Below are 19375 nucleotides of genomic sequence, written 5' to 3' on the forward strand. Positions count from 1 at the left end.
TCCATGCCGCTTCAATGACCGCTAAATAACTTGAGAATATTCTGCTTCTCATCCTCTTGCGGAGAGGTTTGCGGCATAGGTACAGGCATGCCATCGGGACCGATTTCGACAGGTGCGCCGCCGTTTGCGCCCAGCCCGAGCGAAGCGATGAAGCCATTGCCCGGCGTCAAATTATCGAAGTAAAACTCATTGTTGATGGTGGTTACGCCTTCCGGCATCGGCATCTGCTGTTCCGGCACGCCGCGCAAGGCGCGCGCCATGTATTCGACCCAGATCGGCAACGCCAGTTGCGCACCGAATTCGCGGCTGCCCAGGCTCTTCGGCTGGTCGTAACCCATCCAGGCCACCGCCACCAGGCTATTCTGATAACCGGCAAACCAGCCGTCAAAAGCATCGTTGGTGGTACCGGTCTTGCCGGCCAGGTCGGTCCGGTGCAGCACATTGGTGCCGGCGCCGGTGCCGCGTTGCGCCACCGATTGCAGCAGGCTGGTCATGATGAAGCTGTTACGCGCATCCAGTACCCGCGTCGCATTCTGGCCGGCGATTTGCGGCTCGACCTTGGTCAGTACCGCGCCGCGTGAATCGGTCACTTGTGCAATCAGGTAGGGATTGACCCGATAACCGCCATTCGCCAGCACCGCGTAAGCGCCGGCCAGTTGCAGCGGCGTGACTTGGCCCGCGCCCAAAGCCAGAGGCAGATAAGGCGGAGTCTTGTCGACGTCGAAACCGAAATGGCTGGTGACGAATTCCTGGGCGTATTTGACGCCGATCGCATCCAGCAAACGGATCGATATCAGATTCTTCGAACGCTGCAAACCGGTGCGCAACGGCATCGGGCCGTCGGGCTGATCGTCATCCTTCGGTTCCCAATTGCCCTGGCCGGGTGCGCCGGGGTAGGACACCGGCGCGTCGTTGATGATGGAAGCCGGCCCGAAACCTTTTTCCAGCGCCGCCGAATAAATGAACGGCTTGAACGCCGAACCGGGCTGACGCCAGGCTTGGGTCACATGGTTGAATTTATTCTGGTTGAAATCGAAACCGCCTATCAAGGAACGGATGGCGCCGGTCTGCGGCGTCAGCGACACCATGGTGGCCTCGACCTGCGGCAACTGGGTGATTTGCCAGCCTTTGGCGGTATTGATGACGCGTATCACCGAGCCTTTTTGAATCTTCAGATTTTTGCCGGCTTTCGGGCTCAGGGCTGAGGCGGCAAAGCGCAAACCATCGCCGCTGATGGTGGCTGCGCTATCGTTGCGCAGCATCACTTGCACCTGCTTGGGGTCCGCGCTCAAAACCACGGCCGGTACGATGTCGTCATTGTCGGGTTTATCCGCCAAGGCGTCTTCGATGGCCTGGTCACGCTCGTCGCCGGCTGCCGGCAACTCGATGGTCGACTCCGGCCCGCGATAGCCGTGGCGGCGGTCGTAATCCATCACGCCCTTGCGTACCGCGTTGTACGCTGCCAGCTGATCGGCCGCATTCAGGGTGGTGGTGACGCTCAAGCCGCGGGTGTAGGTATCTTCCTTGAATTGCGCGTACAGCATCTGGCGCACCATTTCGATGGCGTACTCGGCATGCACGCTGTAGTTGTTACCCTTGGTCTTGACCTGAATGTCTTCTGCCAAGGCATGATCGTATTGTTCCTGGCTGATGAATTTCAGATCGAGCATGCGCTTCAGGATATATTCCTGGCGAATTCTTGCGCGCTTGGGATTGACCACCGGATTGTAGGCAGAAGGCGCTTTCGGCAAACCGGCCAGCATCGCGGCTTGCGCCAGCGTGACGTCCTTCAGGTCCTTGCCGAAATAGGTGCGCGCGGCGGCGGCGAAACCAAACGAGCGCTGCCCCAGGTAGATCTGATTCATGTAGACCTCAAGAATCTGATCCTTGCTCAGCGCTGTCTCGATCTTGTAGGCCAGCAGGATTTCATAGATCTTGCGCGAATAGGTTTTTTCGCTGGACAGGAAAACGTTGCGGGCGACCTGCATGGTGATGGTGCTGGCGCCTTGCGAAGCGCCGCCATGCAAGATGTCGGTCAGGCCGGCGCGCAAAATGCCGATGACGTCGATGCCGCCATGCTGATAGAAACGCGCATCTTCAATCGCCAGCACCGCATTCTTCATGTCCGCCGGAATGTCGTCCAGCTTGACCAGGCTGCGCCGTTCCTCGCCAAACTCGCCGATCAGGACATGGTCGGCGGTGTAAATGCGCAAGGGCACTTTGGGACGATAGTCGGTGATCGCATCCAAGGGCGGCAGTTGCGGCGTCATGACTACCAGTGCATACGTCAGCAGCAAGCCGCCGATGACAACGCCGGCCAGCACCAGGCCGCCAATGGTAAGCAACAGCGCGTTCGCGACACTGCCCTTGCCGTTGTTTCTTGCCTGGTCAAGGCCGGATTTGGCGTTGTTTGTATCTTGCTTGGTTTTCTTTGTTGATGACATAGCAATATTCGATGGAAATAGCCCTGTATCCTACAACATGCTGAGCACAGGACCTCGAATGGCTACTATTTGTTACGAATCGATACTCAAGTATCCAATTCGCATCCGCTTGATTTTCACCTAAGCAGCGCGGGAGGCCAACAGGGATACGATCATCTGACGCGTGGTGGCCGCAGCGAGTTCCGGCGTTTCCATCGGGAACAGGTGGCCGCCAGGGATTTGCCTGAAATATTTTCCGACCAGGCGTTTGGTTGCATCCAGGCCGGCCTGCCGGCATTCGACCGAGTCGACGCCGCCGACAAAACCGATAGGCACCGGGAATCCGCCCTTCAACAGGTTTCCCATATGGTGCGGCAGGGTCCGGTAAACCGCCGTTTCGATATCGCGCCGGAAGCGCAGAACCACATTGCCCTGATCCTCTTCCAGCCCGTAAGTAATATAGTCGCGCAATACTTCCGGAGCCCAGTTGGCAAACACCTGCTTGCCGGCGAAATGCTGATAGGCGGCTTCCGCGCTCGGCCACAGATTGCGCCGCTTGGCCGAAAACCTGGCTTGCGATACCCGCTTATCCAGCCCCAGCGCTTTGGCGCCGCGCAACAGGCCTGCGCGCCAGCCCACCACCACCGGCGTATCCAGCATCACTACGCAACTGACCAGATCCGGACGCTGCAACGCCGCCAGCAAGGCCAGGCCGCCGCCCATCGAATGGCCGACCAGGATCACCGGCTGGGCGTAACGCGCCGCCAGTTCATCGATCAATTCCTGCACCAGCGCCGGCCAGCCGTCGGTTACAGGGTATTTGGGATTGTGGGCGTGGATGTCGAGCGAACGCACATCATAGTCGTGCCCCAGATAGTCAAGGAACTGCCGATAAGTCCCTGCAGGGAAACTGTTACCGTGGATAAAATGCAAAATCGGGCGCATGGCGTCAGTAATAAATCAGTCGTAAATAAGAAAACAGCGAAGAAAACAGCGAAGAAGACAGCAAACCTGTTTCAATAGGGATCTTATTTAAAACCGAAAGCAGCGATGTTCCAATGGGAATTTTAGAGCCGCTGCTCAGAACGAATGCCAAGGGCCATGCCCGTATACGCTATTGCGCAGGAGCTGAACGCAGCTGCGCAATAGTTTCAGCGACAAAAAACAGAAGCAATCAGAAGCGCGCATTCAAGCCCAGCCACAAGCGGCGGCCTTCGTCCACCAGCCAATTGCCGTTGATGGTGGCACGCGGCCGGCGGTCGACATCGACCACCTTGTCGGTCAGATTCAGCAGCGCCGCGTTCAGCGTCAGCATTTTATTAATCGCATACGATCCGCCCAGATCGAAGGTAGTGGTTGCCGGACGAGTGCGCACGCCGGCGCCGCCGTTACGATATGCAGCCCAGAACTGTTCGCTGACATAGTTGGCTCTGGCAAACGCCGAGACGCCGTCGCGCGGCAGCCAGTCGAGTTTGAGATTGGCTGCGTGTTTCGGGGTTTTATCCAGCGGCTGCCCTTTCAAAGAACGGCCGTTGAACGCGGTTTCGCCATCGCTCTCGCGCTTCGAATCCGTATAGGTATAGTTGCCGGACAGTTTGAAGACATTCGACAGCGGCACCGTCAGCCCCATTTCGACGCCGCGGATATTTACCTTGGCGATGTTGTTGTAGGTATATAGGGGAAGACCGGTCAAAGGATCTTTCCTGCCTGCAAAATCGCTGACGATCTTGTCCTTGAAATCGTTATTGAACACCGTCACGCTGCCGCTCAAGCCTTCCGGCCCATCGTAGCGCAAGCCGATTTCCTGATTGACGCTGGTTTCGGCTTTCAGATCCGGATTGCCGTATAACACGCCTGGCATCGAAGTCGGGCCGCCGCTGGACATCACGTAATCGGCTGAACTCTGACGCAAGTTGGGAGCCCGGAAGGCTTTGGCGACGCCGCCGCGCACGGTCAGCGTCGGCGCCAATTGATAGACAGCATAGACCCGAGGGTTGAAGTGCTGGCCGTATTTGTCGTCATGGTCCAGGCGCAAACCGCCGGTCAACGATAATTTGCTGGTGACGAAGTATTCGTCTTCGGCGAACAGCGCCCACGACTTGCGCGTGATCGATCCCGGATTCACATAGTTCAGCGGGGTTCTGCCGATTCTGGCCGGGCTTTCCGCAGCGGTGCCGTCCAACTGATTATGCGTGTACTGGCCGCCCATCCTAAGAATGTTGCTGGTGAACGGCAAAGTCACTTGCGCATCGAGGATGGTGTTGGTGATTTTAGGGCTGGCGGCAGCGGCTTCAGGCCCAAGCGGGCCGTTGGTCTTGCCGTTGAATTCGCCGATTTCCTGGTACAGGGCAAGATCGGTGCTACCGAAATTCCAACGCCCGGTATGCGATGCAGCCCAATGGGTGCGGGTATTTTCAGAGATGGTCTGGCTATCGTCCAGCGCCAGCGATTTGCCCGGCGTATAGGTCCGTTTCAATTCTTCATGGCCGGCCTCCAGCGTAATGTCTTGATTGCTGGCCGGCTTGATGCCCAGTTTGGCGGTGATCGAGCGGGTGTCGGTCTGGCTGGTGCCATCCACCACTTTGTCCTCTTCGCGGGTGTTCAGATTGCCGTATACCTGCAAGCCGACTACCTCGTCCTTGATCGGCCCGGCCAGATAGAAATCGCCCTGATATTCGTTACCCAGATTGGAGCGTTGCTGGGTAGTGGTGCTGGCGTTCAGCGCCCCGCCCCAGGTCTTGGGAACTTTGCGGGTAATGATATTGATCACGCCGCCGATCGCGTCCGAGCCGTATAACGAAGACATCGGGCCGCGCACCACTTCGATCCGTTCGATCGCAGCCAGTGGCGGGATCAGGCTGGACTGGATGCCGCCGGTGCCGCGCGAGCTGGTTTCGCGGGTACCCTGGCGCTTGCCGTCGACCATGATCAAGGTATATTCGCCGGGCATGCCGCGGATCGAAATATCCTTGGAATTATTATCGCCGCCGACAATGCTGACGCCTTCCAGGTGACTGACCGCGTCTTGCAGATTATTGAAAGGCTGTTTTTCCAGCTGCTCTCGGGTAATCACGCTGATGGTGGCAGGCGCGTCCTTGATTTGCTGTTCATAACCGCTGGCGGTGACCACCACCTCTTTCAAGGTGGTCTCGGCATAGGCAGAGCCGGCGCTGATGGTGCCAACAAATACGCCGCCGCACAAAGCCGGCAGTGCCCGTGCGCAACCTGGGACAAAACCCAGGGTAAGACTTTTCAATTTCAGATTCATAGCCACAACTCCCTTATATTTTTAATGTGCGCTTCGATTGACAACGTCTTTATTGATAATGATTTTCATTATCATTTACATGATAGTATTTCGACACGAAAAAATCCACAACACATTTGCGGTAGACGCGAATATCTTTTATGACGGGGTCTGTCGAGCTGGCCTTAAGCGCCGAGCGTGGCGCCGCCATCCACGCATAGTTCATGCATGGTGATATGCCGGGCGCGGTCCGAAGCCAGAAACACTACCGCCTCGGCGATGTCTTCAGCGTCGGCAATCCGGCCCAGCGGAATCCCCAGGCGATAGTGTTCCAGCGAGCCATTGATCACCGCCTGCTTATGCTCCGGGCTGGTCCACAATAGACGCTGCATGGCGGTATCGGTGGAGCCGGGTGAAACCACGTTGCAGCGTATGCCGTGCTCCGCCAGTTCCAGCCCCAGGCAGCGGGTGAAATGCGCCGATGCTGCCTTGGACGCCGCATAAGCAGCCATCTGCTGGCGCGGCACCGCGGACGCATTGGAGGCGACCGTCACGATCACGCCGCGCTGACGCGGCGCCATGCGGCGCGCCACTGCACGGCAGAGCCGGAACACGCCGCCGACATTGACTGCAAAAGTCTGCTCCCAGTCGGCGTCGCTGCAATCGAGCGCTGCGCCGAGGCGCAAGATGCCGGCGGCGTTGACCAGGATATCGATCGGCCCCAATGCGAGCTCAACCCGTTCCACCGCCGCGTCCACCGCCGCGCTGTCGGCAACGTCGAGCGCGATGCCAAACGCGGCGTTGCCCGCGCCGTTCAATTCAGCAGCCAGCGCCGCCACCGCGTCAGCCTGAAGATCGAGTAAAGCCAGCTTCGCACCTTGTTGCGCCAATGCCCGTGCGACGGCGGCGCCGATACCTTGCGCCGCGCCGGTTACCAGTACTACCTTGTCTTGAAATTCCATGTCGTCCTTGTGTGAGATATTCGTCAGAGTTCCAGCGCCAGCGCGCTGTCTGCATCGGCTTCATTGGCTTGATCCGCAATGCCTGGGCTAGCCACCGGCACCACCACCGGCGCGCCGTCGCCAGGCGCCGCCAGCACGTCCACATCCACTTGATACAGTTGCTGCACCAACGCCGGGGTAACGATCTCGCGCGGCGCACCGGCCGCCAGCACCCGGCCGTTGCGCATCGCCACCAGCGTATCGGCGTAGCGGGCGGCGGCCATCAGGTCATGCAGCACCATCACCACGCTGCGTCCCGCTGCGGCCAGCATCCGTATACGGTTCAAGACATCGACCTGATGCCCCAGATCGAGCATGCTGGTCGGTTCATCCAGCAGCAGCAGCGGCGTCTCCTGCGCCAGCACCATCGCCAACCAGCAGCGCTGGCGCTGGCCGCCGGATAGCTGATCGAGACGCCGCTCGGCCAGCGCCAGCACGTCAGTCGCCTGCAGCGCGTTGCGCACCGCCCGTTCATCCTCGGCCGACCATTGCTGCAACAGCCCTTGATGCGGATGGCGGCCGTAACGCACCAGGCCGCTGACGCTGATGCCTTCCGGCGCCTGCGGTGCTTGCGGCAGCAAGGCCAGACGACGCGCGGCCTGTTGCGGACGCATCTGCCACAGATCTTCGCTACCCGACAGGACACTGCCCCGGGACGGCTTATGCAAGCGCGCCATGCAGCGCAACAGCGTCGATTTACCGCAGCCATTGGGGCCGACGATGACGGTTATTTTTCCTGGCGCGATGCTCAGGTTTATGCCGTGCAATACCTGTGTTTTTTGATGACAGGCGTGCAATCCCTGCACCACCAACATCTGATTTTTCTTAACTATTTCCTGCATTAGCTATCCCCCCTGCGCTCGCTCAACAGCAGCCATAACAAGAACGGCCCGCCGAGCAAATTACAAATCACGCCGACCGGTAATTCGGCCGCCGCCAGCAACACTCGTCCCAAGGTATCGGCGCCGACTACCAGTGTCGCCCCCACCAGCGCGGCGCCGAGCAAAGCGATGCGGCCGCCGCCGACCAGCCGCTCGGCGACAAACGGCGCCGCCAGTGCAACGAACGCGATCGGGCCGCAGACGCCGACCGCCAGGCCGGCCAGCAATACCGCAGTCAACAGCGCTTGCCACTGGGTGGCGCGGACCGGCAAACCGAGTCCGCTGGCAATCTCCAGATCGAAACGCAGCAAGGCCAGACGGCGCGTACTTAACAAGGTCAGCGGCAGCAACAACAGCAGGCCCAGCGCCAGCGGCAAGGCAGCGATGTAAGAACGGCCGTTAAGACTGCCGATACTCCAGGCATACAGCGAGCTGGCGTGCATCAGTTCCTGACGTGACAGCGCCAGCTCGGTCACTGCGCGCAACAAGCTCGACAAGGCCAGGCCGACAATCAACAGGCGCTGTCCGCGACGCCCCAGGTTGCCGGAGGCGATCAGCAATAAGACCACCGCGCCGAGAGCCCCTAGAGGGCCGACCCACCAAGGCCCGAACATGCCAGCAGCGCTGCTGATCAGCGCCACGAATACTCCCAGCGTGGCGCCATCGGCGACGCCCAGCAGATCCGGCGTCGCCAGGCGGTTGCGGGTCAAGGCTTGAATCAGGCAACCGGCCATACCCTGCGCCGTGCCGGCCAGCAAGCCGACCAGCACCCGCGGCAATCTGAACTCCAGCACCAGCAGTTGCATGCCCGGCGCGGCCTGCCCCTGCAGCACGGCCAGCAATTGGCGCGGCGACAGCCAGGTCGAGCCGGCCAGCAAGGCCATGCCGACCGCCGCGGCCAGCAGCATGCTCAAACCCACCGTCACCCATAAGGAACGACGGGCGAACAACAAGGAAAGACGGCCGCAACGCAGCATGCGCATGTCGGCGTCGAGCACTGCAGCTTGAACGACCCGCGGTGCAATTTCCGGCAGCAAAGCGCTCATAAGGCAGCACCGTTCTGCCACGCCCGCGAACGCGCCAGCCAGATCAGCAATGGCGCACCGGCCAAAGCGGTCATCACGCTGATCGGCGTCTCGAATGGCTGCACCGCCAGCCGTGCAGCAAGATCGGCGGCCAGCAGCAGGCCGGCTCCCAGCCAGGCCGCGACCAGCAATTGCGCGGCCAGACTGGCATGCCGCAATAACGGTGTCAAAGCGCGCGCCAAGAACGGCGCCAGCAAACCCAGGAAGCCGATCGGACCGGCCAGCGCCACCGCGCTCCCGGTCAGCAAAGTCACGCTGAAGGCCACGCCGAGCCGCAACGGCAACGGCCGATGGCCCAGCGAACGGGCGATATCGTCGCCCAGCAGCAATGCCGACAAGGGCCGCGCCAGCAACAGCGCAGACAACAAACCGGCGATGACGACGGGCGCGGTCCAGAGTGTCATGCTGGGTGTAATGCCAGCCAGGGAACCGAGCACCCAGAAACGGTATTGATCGTAGCCGGCAGGTTGCGACAACAGGATGGCGGAACTGATGCCGATGAAAGTCGCGCCTAGCGCAACCCCGGCCAGCACCAGGCGCAGCGGTGCGACAGCCTGATGGCCAAACTGGGCAACCGCCAATACGCAAGCATTGCCTAGCATTGCCCCAAGCCCGGCCCATAACAGATAGCCAGGGCCGTTTTCCACCCCGGCCCAGGCGATGCCCACCACCACGCCCAGCGCCGCGCCGGCGTTCACGCCGAGCAGACCGGGTTCAGCCAGGGGATTGCGCGTCACGGTTTGCATCAACATGCCAGCCACGCCCAAGGCGCTACCGACCAATAAAGCCGCCGCCATGCGTGGCAGGCGCAAGCTCAGCAAAACGGTCTGCAATTGCGGATCGCTGCGTGCTCTGGCCTCGCCTGATAAAAAAGCCAAGGCATCCATCGCGCTAAACTCACCGGCGCCGACCAGCAAGGACGCCAAAGCCAGCGCCGGCACCACCAGCGCCAGCAAAATAAACAGCACCCGCCGTAGCGCCGGGCGATAAGCATGATCAAACACAAGAACTCCGGGAACGCGTTGCAAAAAACTGCTTGAATTCATTCTTGCTTAAAACCCAGCATGGCCTTTTCCACATCCTGCAAAATCGCCAGTGCCGCCAACGGGCCGCCAGGGCTGGTCCACAACGATCCATCCACTGCCACCATGTGGCCCTTTTGCACCGCACCCAGTTGACGGAAGGCCGGACTCTGACGTGCTGCACTCAGCGCATCGTTAGCCTGACTGGTGTTGAGGGTGCCGACAAACAACCAGTCGGCGTCGATACGCGACAGCGCTTCCAGGCTCAAGGGCGGCGAGTGCGCAACCCCGGCCTGCATTTGCGCCGCCGGCCGCCGCAATTTGAGATCGGCCAGCACCAGGCTGGCGAATGCGTCTTTCAACATGTATGAAGGCCCTTGCGGATTCCAGCGCACCACGCTCACGGTCGTATTGGCTTGCGCACCCAATTTGCCGCGCAGCGCATCGGCGCGCTGCCGATAGGCCGTCAGCAAGGCGTCGGCTTGAGCTGGCCGCCCTACCACGTCGGCAATACGGCGCAGAGCCAGTTGCCAGTCTTCGCCTTGCTTATAGCTGACCACGGTGGGCGCGATCTTGCCCAATTGCGCCAGTAATTCAGGATCGGGCAAGCTGCCGACCAGGATCAGATCCGGCTGCGCGCTGATCACCAGATCCAGTACCGGGCTGCCGAAATTACCGACGCTGGCAAGGCCGCTAACGGCGTTGCCAAGGTAATGCGGCATGCCGCCCTGGCCGCGGCCGTTGGTGGCGCCGACCGGCTTGATCTTCAGCGCCAGCAGGGAATCCAGATCGATTTCGGACAAGGCCAGCACGCGTTGCGGTTGCACCGGCACTTGCACTGCCCTGCCCGCTGCATCGACAATGCTGCGCCCGGCGCTAAAGGCTGACATCGCGGAAAATGCCAGTAGCGCAAACAGCGCCGTGCGGATAAATGAAAGACGGTTATTCATATCGAGGTTTCCTTGATGACGGTGGTAGTGGCAGGAACGGCGGTGCGGCGCTCTTGCTGAGCAACCTGGTCCAGCTCAAACGCATCCATGATTCGATGCCGTTCGGCGTGGTAATCCTCTTCGGTGTGCTCATCTTTCCAGTACGGCACGGCATACATGGCGCGCCGCGGCACGCCGCGCTGCTTGAGCAGATACTCGCGCAGGGCCACCACTTGGGTGCTCTCGCCGGCCAGCGTCACCGACAGCCCGGAGGATGGCAGGTTCAGAGCAGACACCTGCTGCAGTAACAGCGTGCTGCTGCCGGCCGGTGCGCCGTTGCGCGACAGCCAGTGCAGATCGATGCCAGGCGGATGACGCAAGGGCTGGATTTCGCTATTGTCCGGCACCTCTATCAAGGCATGGCCGCGGGCATGCTCGGGCAAGGCCGCGAGGACTGCCGCCAGCACCGCGAAAGCGCTGGGATCGCCCAGCAGAAGAAAATACGCGGCGTCCGGCAAAAAGCGCGGCGGACCACCCGGGCCAGCGACACCGATGGCGGCGCCAGGCTCGGCGTGCAAGGCCCAGCTTGAGGCCGGGCCATCGTCGCCGTGCAAGACGAAATCGATATCCAGTTCGCCGGCTGCCGCGTCGTAACGGCCAACCGTATAAGTGCGGGCAATCGGCCGGATGTCGTCCGGCGGCCAGATCGGACCGTCCGGGCCCAGCGTCGGCAGTACCGGTTCAATTTGACCTGGGCGCGGCAACAGCAATTTGATATGCGCGCCGTCGCTGGCCGGCGGAAAACCGGCCAGCGCCTCGCCGGCCAGCGTAATGCGCCGCATGTGCGGCGTCAGTTGTTGCGTGCGCCGCACACGCAACAGGCGTGGCGGCGTGCGAGGAGTAGATGTAGTTTCGGATGTTTTACTCATGGTGTCTGCGCGTAATGGATTCAAGACTCAACCGCCTGGCCAACTCGCGGCCGATATGCGCCAACGGCGCCGGCTTGCTCATGCCGATATGCGTGCTGTCGATATCGATGCGCTCCATGCGGCCTTGCACATAGGGCTTCCAGCCCAGCCAGTCGGGTGCTTCGGGGGTACGGCGGGAGGCATGGAAAAACAGCAGATCGCCGTGGTAAGGCTGATGCCGCAAATCGCGATACTGCAACATGCCGTGCAAGGCGCTCTTTACCAATCGCGCCAGGTGCGCCTCATCGGAGCCGGCCAAGGTGCTGTCCGGCTGTTTGAAACGGGCCAGCATGGCTTCATGCGACAGCGCCTGGCCGTCGGCGTCCAGCGGCGAAGCGCCGATCACGTCGAGCAAGGTCAGCAGCGCATCGCGTTCTTGCGGTTCCGGTTGGCCTTGCCAGATATCGCTCGGATAGGCGTCCATCATCGCCAGCAGGGCCACCGTTTCACCGGCCTGTTGCAGCTTGACCGCCATTGCATGGGCGATGCCGCCGCCGGACGACCAGCCAAGCAGGCGATACGGCCCGTGTGCCTGCACACTGCGCAGCAAGGCCAAGTAGGCATCCACCTGAGCTTCAACTCTGGTAGGGGCTTCGCCGCTGATGCCGATGGCTTGCAAACCGTAGATAGGGGTATCCGGCAGTTGCATGGTGAGACCCAGATAACACCAGGCCAAGCCTTCTGCCGGGTGCACGCAAAACAGCGCCGGCGACTGGCTGGCGCCGCGCTGGATCAGCAGCAGCGGTGCAAATTCGGAACCGGCGGCGGCTGGCGGCGGCGAATGGCCGGCCAGCGCGCTCAAGGACTGCGCCAGCGCCGCCACGGTGCGATGACGGAACAAGGCCGATACCGCGATCTCGCGCTGCAAGGCAATGCCGAGCCGGTTGGCGACCTGGATCACCTGCAAGGATTTGCCGCCGAGGGCAAAAAAATCGTCCGCCGGGCTTAAATCGCTCACCCCCAATACTTCGCGCCAGACCGCCATCACGGTTTGTTCCAGCTTGCTGGCGACGACATTGGATTGATCTTCGGCAGTGATGGTCATCGGCGACAGCTCGCGCAGCGCCTTGCGGTCTATCTTGCCGTTGACGTTGCGCGGCAATTTCGGCAGCGCCGGATAACTGCCGGGAATCGCCGCCGCTGGCAAATGCCGGGCCAGGAAATCGCGCCAGATGGCCGCTGTCGGCAAGCTTTGGTCGCTGACAACGAACGCCACCAAACGTTTGCCGCCACTGGCGAGCGGCTGCGCCACCACCGCGACTTCGCGCACGCCCGGATACAACAGCATGGCCGCTTCGATTTCCAGCGGATCGATGCGATGGCCGCTGAGTTTGAACTCATCGTCCAGGCGTCCCAGATAGCGCAATTCGCCATCGCCGCCCAGCAGCGCGCGGTCGCCGGTGCGGTAGGCATTGCATGGCGCCGAGTGTCCTGGCAACCCATCCAGTTGCACAAAACGTTCTGCGGTCAACGCCGCTCGTCCCAGATAGCCAAGCGCCAAAGCGCCGCCCATCAGGCATAACTCGCCAGCCTCGCCGCACATCACCGGACGCATCTCAGCGTCGACCACGGCAATCTCGACGCCCGCCAGCGGCCGCCCGATCGGCACCGTATCGCCATCGAAATCAATCGCCCCGGGTCCGGCCAGCTCTGCCGTAGTGCAAATCACCGTGGCTTCAGTCGGCCCATAGGTATTCAGCAATTGCACATGCGGCGCTACCGCTGCACGCCAGCGCGCCACTCGTTCGGCCAAGGCTGCCTCACCGCCGATGATGAGCAGCCGCACGTTGTCCGGCAGCGCGGCCTCGTGCTGGCTGATGCAAAAACTGAGTTCGTGCCAGAAAGCGGTCGGCAAATCCATCACGCTGATGCGCAGCCGCTCGCATGCCTGCAAGAAACGCGGCAGCGATTCCAGCATCTCTTCGTTACGCAAAATCAAGCTCGCGCCGGCGCACAGTGTCAGGAAGATTTCTTCCACGCTGGCGTCGAAATGCAAAGGCGAGAATTGCAACACCCGGTCGCTGGCGCTAATGCGGTAGCACGCCGTTGCGCCGGCCACAAAATGCGCCAGCGCAGCGCGGCCGACCATGACGCCGTTCGGCCGGCCGGTGGAACCGGAGGTATAGATCACGTAAGCCAGGGAATCCGCCGCGACCGCAACCGGTTCAAGCAAAGGCGCGACACCCGGCAGATTGTGGCTAACGCTGTCATCCAGACAAAGCAGCGGCGCGACCCCGTTTACCTTATCGGCGTGCAGGTGCAAACTCAGCACCAGCGCCGGTTGTGCATCTTCCAGCACCGCTGCGATGCGCAGCAGTGGGCCGTCCGGATCGAGCGGCACATAACCGCCGCCGGCCCACAGCACCGCCAGCATGGCCACCACGGTATCCGGCGCACGCGGCAGCAACAGCAGCACGCGGCTTTCCGGCAGTACGCCGTGAGCAAGCAAGACGGCGGCCAGCGCCTGCACTTGCGCCAGCAGTTCGGCATACGTCAGGGAGACGCCGTCCTGCGCTAACGCGATCTGCCGCGGCGTGCTGGCGGCATGCTTGCGCAAAGCATCGAGTACCGCTTCTGGCGCGGCGGGCAGCGGGCCGCCGGATAACACGGCCGGCTGCGTGGAGATCGTGGCGGCTGTGCCGAGTAACGAGCTCAATGGCGTGGCGGTGTGGTGCGGCGCGTTCGCCAAAACATCCAAGGTCGCCAGCAAACTTGCATGCAAGGCGCTCAATGTGGCGCTATCGTAAGCATCCGGATTGGCTTCAAAATCCAGCCGCACGCCGTCGGCGCCGGGGGCAATGACAATCGACAGATCCTCAACCGGACCGGCCGCGATCGGATGCGCAGTCGCCGCCAGTTGGCCGAACGCCAGCGGCCGGTCGAACGGCATCAGGTTGATCACCGGCCCGAACAGTCGCCGCGTGCCATCGTTCAGGCCGAGATCGTGTTTGAGTTGTTCATAGCGATAACGCTGATGCGGCCGTATTGCGCGCAGTTCAGTCATTACCTGCTGCGCCAGATGGTTCAGGCCAGCCTGGCTGTCTACCTGCAACCGCAAGGGCACGATATTCATCGCCATGCATGGCACGCTTAGCGCTGCCGAACCGAGCCGTCCCATCACCGGCAAACCAAGCGTGATCTCGCTGGCGGCGCTTTTCTGTTGCAGCCAGGCGGCGATGGCGGCAATCAGCCACGCCGTCCAATCGACCCCGGCGGCACTAGCCGCGACGTGCCAGCGCTGCAAGGCAGCAGCCGACAAATTGCCGCGCTGGCGCCGCACGCCATGTGCCACCGGCATTGCCGGCCCCAGCAGCACAGGCGGTGGCGCGTCTTTCAGACGCGTACGCCAGAATTCCCGATCTCGTTCATAGGCAGCGGAAGAAAGATAGAGCTGATCTTCGGCAATTACCGGCGCCAATGCGCTCGGGCGCGCCGGCGGCAAGCCGCTGCCCGCGATGCGCGCCGAATACAGATCGGCCACCCGCTGCGCCAGCAAGGCGTAGCCGAAGCCATCCAGCGCCACGTGATGCACCCGCAAATACCACAGCATGCGCTCAGCGCCAAGCTGCAATAGCGCGCTGGCAAACAAAGGGCCGTGCGCCAGATCGGCGGTTTGCAGCAGGTCAGCCTGCATCCAACGCTGCGCTGCTTCGAATGGCGCCGCTGCAGCGCTGAAATCCAGCCGTTGCAAGCTCCAGCCAGAATCTGGCGCAGGCGTTTGCCAGACATTTTTGCCGTCGCTGGCATAGCGTTGATGCAAAGCGTCGCACTCTGCTATCATCTGGCTCAACGCCGCCGCGAATGCTGCCTGATCCAGCACGCCGCGCAGCTCAACCGCTTCGGCGGTCCAGTAAGCCGGGCTGCCGGCGTCGAGTTGCTGCCCCAGCCAGATACCGTATTGTGCGGCCGACAGCGGTAATGGCTCCGCCAGCTCTTGCATCTGGGCGATTCCCATTCAATGGCTCCGCGACGCAGCGAGCAAATTCCACCAGTCCGCCAGCGTCGGCCGCTCGGCCAGATCGACGAAAGTGGCGCTAGCGCCGCCACGCCGCCAACGCTCGACCAGGCTCATCAAACGGATCGAATCAAGGCCGACGTGCAGCAAGTTATCGTCGATCCGCAAATCGGTAACCGGCATTTGCATCAATTGCGCCACCTCTGCTTGCAGTGCCGCCAGGCTGGCCGGCAGACTGACTGCGACAGCCGGTTGCAAGGCGCTGACGACGTTATCCGTATGGGTGACCACGCCGCAGCGTTGCGACACATAGTCCAACGCCATCGCATGCTGTTCGGCGGAGAAATCGGCCAGGGCGTCGCCCACCAGAAGCGCTTGCACATCGTGCATGAAGGCGTCCGCACTGGTCATCAGGCAGCCGATGTGGGCGTAGACGCCGCATACAATCAATTGATCGCGGCCCTGCTGCTGCATGCGCTGCAACAGATCGCTGCGCACAAAAGCGCTGTAGCGCCATTTGGTCAGCACCGTGTCTTGCGCACGCGGCGCCAAGGCGGCAACCACTGGCGCCCGCCGCGGTCGCGCAGTCAGCCCCGGCCCCCACCATGCCTGCAGCAGGCCGCGCTGCTCGGGTGCTTGTTGCGCCGGCTGAGCGGTATACACCACCGGCACGCCGGCAGCATCGCAAGCATCGCGCAGGCGTTTGATATGTTCGATCAAGGCGGGTATCGGCGCGGCCTGGACATCGTAGAAATCGAGAAAATACTCTTGCATATCGTGAATCAGCAACACCGCGCGCGCCGGGTCCGGAGCCCAGTCGACACGATTGGTCGGCATGGCGCTAACGGCGGGCATTGGATAAGAGGGAATTTTTGGAATGCTCATAAAGATAATTTTTGGTAAGTAGTGTTAAGTGAGTGAGTTAGAGGCTCTTCCCTGCACTGGCCAACTGCTCCGCGATGCGTTCGCGCAGCACACGTTTATTGACCTTGCCGACGCCGGTTTTCGGGAAACGATCGATGAACTCGATCCGGTCCGGGATCTTGTATTGGGCAATGCCGCGCTCACGCAGGAAATTGTTCAGCTCCAGCGCTCTTGGCACTACGCCACGCGGAATCACAAAGGCGCAGCTGCGCTCGCCCAGATAGGCGTCCGGCATGGAAACCAGCGCCACGTCATGGACATTCGGGTGCGCCAGCAAATGGTTTTCGACTTCATCGGCAGCCACTTTGTCGCCGCCGCGATTGATCTGATCCTTGGCCCGGCCCTCGACCACCAGATGGCCGGACGGCAGCTGCGACACCAGATCGCCGGTGCGGTAAAAACCATCGGCGGTGAAGGCGCGGGCGTTGTGTTCTTCGGCCTTGTAATAACCGCGTATGGTGTACGGCCCGCGCGTCAGCAAGTGGCCGACCTCGCCGGGAGTCACATCGCGATCTTCGTCATCCACCACGCGCACCTCATCGGCGGCGGAAATAGCGCGGCCCTGGGTGCCGACAATTAGTTGCTCCGGATCGTCGTGACGGGTGTAGTTGACCAATCCCTCGGCCATGCCGAATACCTGTTGCAGGGAGCAACCCAGCACCGGACCCACCCGCTGCGCTACCTCGGCGGTGAATTTGGCACCGCCTACCTGCAGCAATTGCAGGCTGCTCAAATCGTGGCCGCCGCCGGCACGCTCATTGACACGATTATTGACAGCGTCCAGCCAGACCATCGCCAGCGGCGGCACCAGTGCCGTCAGGGTGACGCGCTCGGCCTCGATCAGCGGGAAAGCATCGTCCGGGCTAGCGCGCCGCGCCATCACCACACAACCGCCGGCATATAGTACGCCGAAGCTGCCGGGCGAACTCAGCGTGAAATTATGCGCCACCGGCAATGCGCACAAGTAGATGCTGTCCGCTGTCAGGCCGCAGATTTCCGCGCTGGCGCGGATGCTGTACAGGTAGTCGTCAGGAGTGCGTGGAATCAACTTGGGCAAACCGGTGCTGCCGCCCGAGAGCTGCAGGAAGGCGACGTCGTCCGGACGCGCTTCAGCGAAGGTTTGCGGTTGATCGTACAAACTATCGAGTGCGCAAAATTCCTCTGCTTGTCCGACCACGATGATGTGCTGCAGACCAGGCTGCTCGGCACGGACCTGGCGCGCCAGCTGGCGATAATCGAAACCGCCGTCCTGGTCGGCAATCACATAGGCCGTGGCCTCGGCATGGGCGCAGAAATAACTGATTTCGGCACGCCGGTGCGGCGGCAGCGCGAACACCGGTATCGCACCCAGGCGGAATAATGCGAAACACACGGCGAAAAATTCGGCGATGTTGGGCAACTGCACCACCACCCTGTCGCGCGGGCGTATGCCGATTCGGGCAAAACCTGCGGCCAGTTGATCGCTGCGCTGATCCAGCTCGGCATAAGTCCAGCGCCGCACACCGCATACCAGCGCCAGCCGTGCCGGATATTGCTGCGCCCGCGCCCGCAGTATGGCGCCGAAAGTCTCGCCAGTCCAGTAACCGGCGGCGCGGTAATGCGCGGCGGCTTGCTGCGGCCAAGGTGTAAATCCGGGCAAATATTCAGGTAGATCAGCGTTGCTCATTGCCCTGCCTCGACTTGATCTTCCAACATCAGCTCCAGATTCATCGCCGCCAGCATGGTGCGCAGCTTGCCCGAGGTTTCCAGCAATTCCAGCTGCGGTTCGGAACCGGCAACGATGCCGGCGCCGGCATACAGCGTTGCACTGTGGGCGCCGACTTCGGCGCAGCGCAGAGTTACCGCCCACTCGCCGTCGCCGTGGTTATCGCACCAGCCGACCAGGCCGGCGAAATAGCGGCGGTCGAAACCTTCCGTATCGGCGATGAATCTGCGCGCGGCAGCGGTCGGATGGCCGCATACTGCCGGCGTCGGGTGCAACGCCAGCGCCACTTCCAGCGAGGTGGTGGTGAGATCGGCCAGTTCGCCGCGGATTTCCGTGCCCAGATGCCACATGGTCGGCGTCGCCAGCAGACTGGGGGCGCTCGGAACCCGCAAGGTTTTACAGTAGGGGCGCAAGGCGGCGGCAACCGCATCAACTACCAGTGCGTGCTCATGCAAATCCTTGACGGAGCGCAGCAAAGCGTCTGCGCGACGGCGGTCTTCCGCCGCATCGGCGCTGCGCGGAATCGATCCCGCCAGCGGATGGGAAACCAGTTCCTTGCCGTAGCGCGCCAGCAGCAGCTCGGGGCTGGCGCCAATCAAGGTACGTCGCTCGGACTGCGCAGCGGCGCGCTCGGCGGCCAGATCGATGGCGAAGGTATAGCCGTGTAAATTACGCGCCGCCAGGCGATGCAGCAAGGCCGGAACTTCGATCTGCGCATCCAGGGTGAGCGAGCGCGAGAGTACCGTTTTTTCGAACTCGCCATTGCGAATCTGCGCCAGCGCGCTACGCACATTGCTGCGATATGCCTCCGGCGCAGGTTGCATCAATGGCGCTGCCGACAAGTTCTCCCCGGCCGGTTTTGCGGCAGGACTCAGAGCCGCTACTGCGCTATCCATGCCCGTGCCGCTGATCAGTTTTTGCGGCATGAACAGGTGAGCCGGCGCCGAACCCGCGTCCATGCGAAATGGCAGCGCGCCCATCAACACTGGCGCCGGCTGCCCTTCCAGTTCTGCATTCTTAAGATATTGCGCCGCCATGACGGCCAGCTGATTAGGGTCACATGGCGGCAATACGGCTTTGATTCCATAGGCTAGCAGGCTACGCCTGGGTGAGGAGAAAAAGGTGGCGCCTGTTTGATATTGCTGCAGCAAATCTGTAGCGCTGACTTGCTTCAGAAATGCATGGTGGAGTCTGTCGTTCACGGTGATGGTCCTCGCAAGAATCGGGTAAGAATC

At 61.7% G+C, this 19375-nt stretch carries 13 protein-coding genes; all 13 read right to left on the reverse strand.

Annotated features, from left to right (window positions below; genetic code table 11):
- Positions 1 to 11 precede the first annotated feature (11 nt).
- Positions 12 to 2444: a penicillin-binding protein 1A gene (locus tag KHU33_RS12465; RefSeq protein WP_211463284.1), complete on the reverse strand. Its 2433-nt coding sequence runs from the start codon at positions 2442 to 2444 to the stop codon at positions 12 to 14.
- 120 nt (positions 2445 to 2564) lie between these two features.
- Entirely contained in the window at positions 2565 to 3368 is an 804-nt protein-coding gene (locus KHU33_RS12470; RefSeq protein WP_211463286.1) for an alpha/beta fold hydrolase, read from the reverse strand.
- A gap of 229 nt (positions 3369 to 3597) precedes the next feature.
- The gene (locus tag KHU33_RS12475) at positions 3598 to 5691 is read right to left on the reverse strand and encodes a TonB-dependent receptor domain-containing protein (RefSeq protein WP_211463288.1); all 2094 of its coding nucleotides are present in this window, start codon (positions 5689 to 5691) and stop codon (positions 3598 to 3600) included.
- 164 nt (positions 5692 to 5855) lie between these two features.
- A complete protein-coding gene (locus tag KHU33_RS12480; RefSeq protein ID WP_211463290.1) occupies positions 5856 to 6632 on the reverse strand; it encodes a 2,3-dihydro-2,3-dihydroxybenzoate dehydrogenase in 777 nt (258 codons plus the stop codon).
- 23 nt (positions 6633 to 6655) lie between these two features.
- The gene (locus tag KHU33_RS12485) at positions 6656 to 7513 is read right to left on the reverse strand and encodes an ABC transporter ATP-binding protein (protein WP_230414223.1); all 858 of its coding nucleotides are present in this window, start codon (positions 7511 to 7513) and stop codon (positions 6656 to 6658) included.
- Complete coding sequence (locus KHU33_RS12490) at positions 7513 to 8598, reverse strand: FecCD family ABC transporter permease (protein ID WP_211463292.1); 1086 nt, start codon at positions 8596 to 8598, stop codon at positions 7513 to 7515. Before KHU33_RS12490 ends, KHU33_RS12485 begins: the two co-directional genes overlap by 1 nt.
- Positions 8595 to 9641: a FecCD family ABC transporter permease gene (locus KHU33_RS12495; protein ID WP_211463294.1), complete on the reverse strand. Its 1047-nt coding sequence runs from the start codon at positions 9639 to 9641 to the stop codon at positions 8595 to 8597. Before KHU33_RS12495 ends, KHU33_RS12490 begins: the two co-directional genes overlap by 4 nt.
- 38 nt (positions 9642 to 9679) lie before the next feature.
- Positions 9680 to 10609: an ABC transporter substrate-binding protein gene (locus KHU33_RS12500; RefSeq protein ID WP_211463296.1), complete on the reverse strand. Its 930-nt coding sequence runs from the start codon at positions 10607 to 10609 to the stop codon at positions 9680 to 9682.
- Positions 10606 to 11517 (reverse strand): siderophore-interacting protein, encoded by a 912-nt coding sequence (locus KHU33_RS12505; protein WP_211463298.1) that lies wholly within the window; start codon positions 11515 to 11517, stop codon positions 10606 to 10608. The genes KHU33_RS12500 and KHU33_RS12505 overlap by 4 nt, the downstream gene beginning before the upstream one ends.
- On the reverse strand, positions 11510 to 15511 hold the full coding sequence (locus KHU33_RS12510) for a non-ribosomal peptide synthetase (RefSeq protein ID WP_211463300.1): 4002 nt from the start codon (positions 15509 to 15511) through the stop codon (positions 11510 to 11512). The genes KHU33_RS12505 and KHU33_RS12510 overlap by 8 nt, the downstream gene beginning before the upstream one ends.
- Entirely contained in the window at positions 15512 to 16396 is an 885-nt protein-coding gene (locus tag KHU33_RS12515) for an isochorismatase family protein (RefSeq protein WP_211463302.1), read from the reverse strand.
- Between the two features lie 37 nt (positions 16397 to 16433).
- Positions 16434 to 18101 (reverse strand): (2,3-dihydroxybenzoyl)adenylate synthase, encoded by a 1668-nt coding sequence (locus tag KHU33_RS12520; RefSeq protein ID WP_211463304.1) that lies wholly within the window; start codon positions 18099 to 18101, stop codon positions 16434 to 16436.
- Positions 18098 to 19342 (reverse strand): isochorismate synthase, encoded by a 1245-nt coding sequence (locus KHU33_RS12525; RefSeq protein WP_211463306.1) that lies wholly within the window; start codon positions 19340 to 19342, stop codon positions 18098 to 18100. The genes KHU33_RS12520 and KHU33_RS12525 overlap by 4 nt, the downstream gene beginning before the upstream one ends.
- Between the last annotated feature and the right edge of the window lie 33 nt (positions 19343 to 19375).

Origin of the sequence: Collimonas silvisoli, assembly GCF_018305005.1 — a bacterium.
GTDB lineage: Bacteria > Pseudomonadota > Gammaproteobacteria > Burkholderiales > Burkholderiaceae_D > Collimonas > Collimonas silvisoli.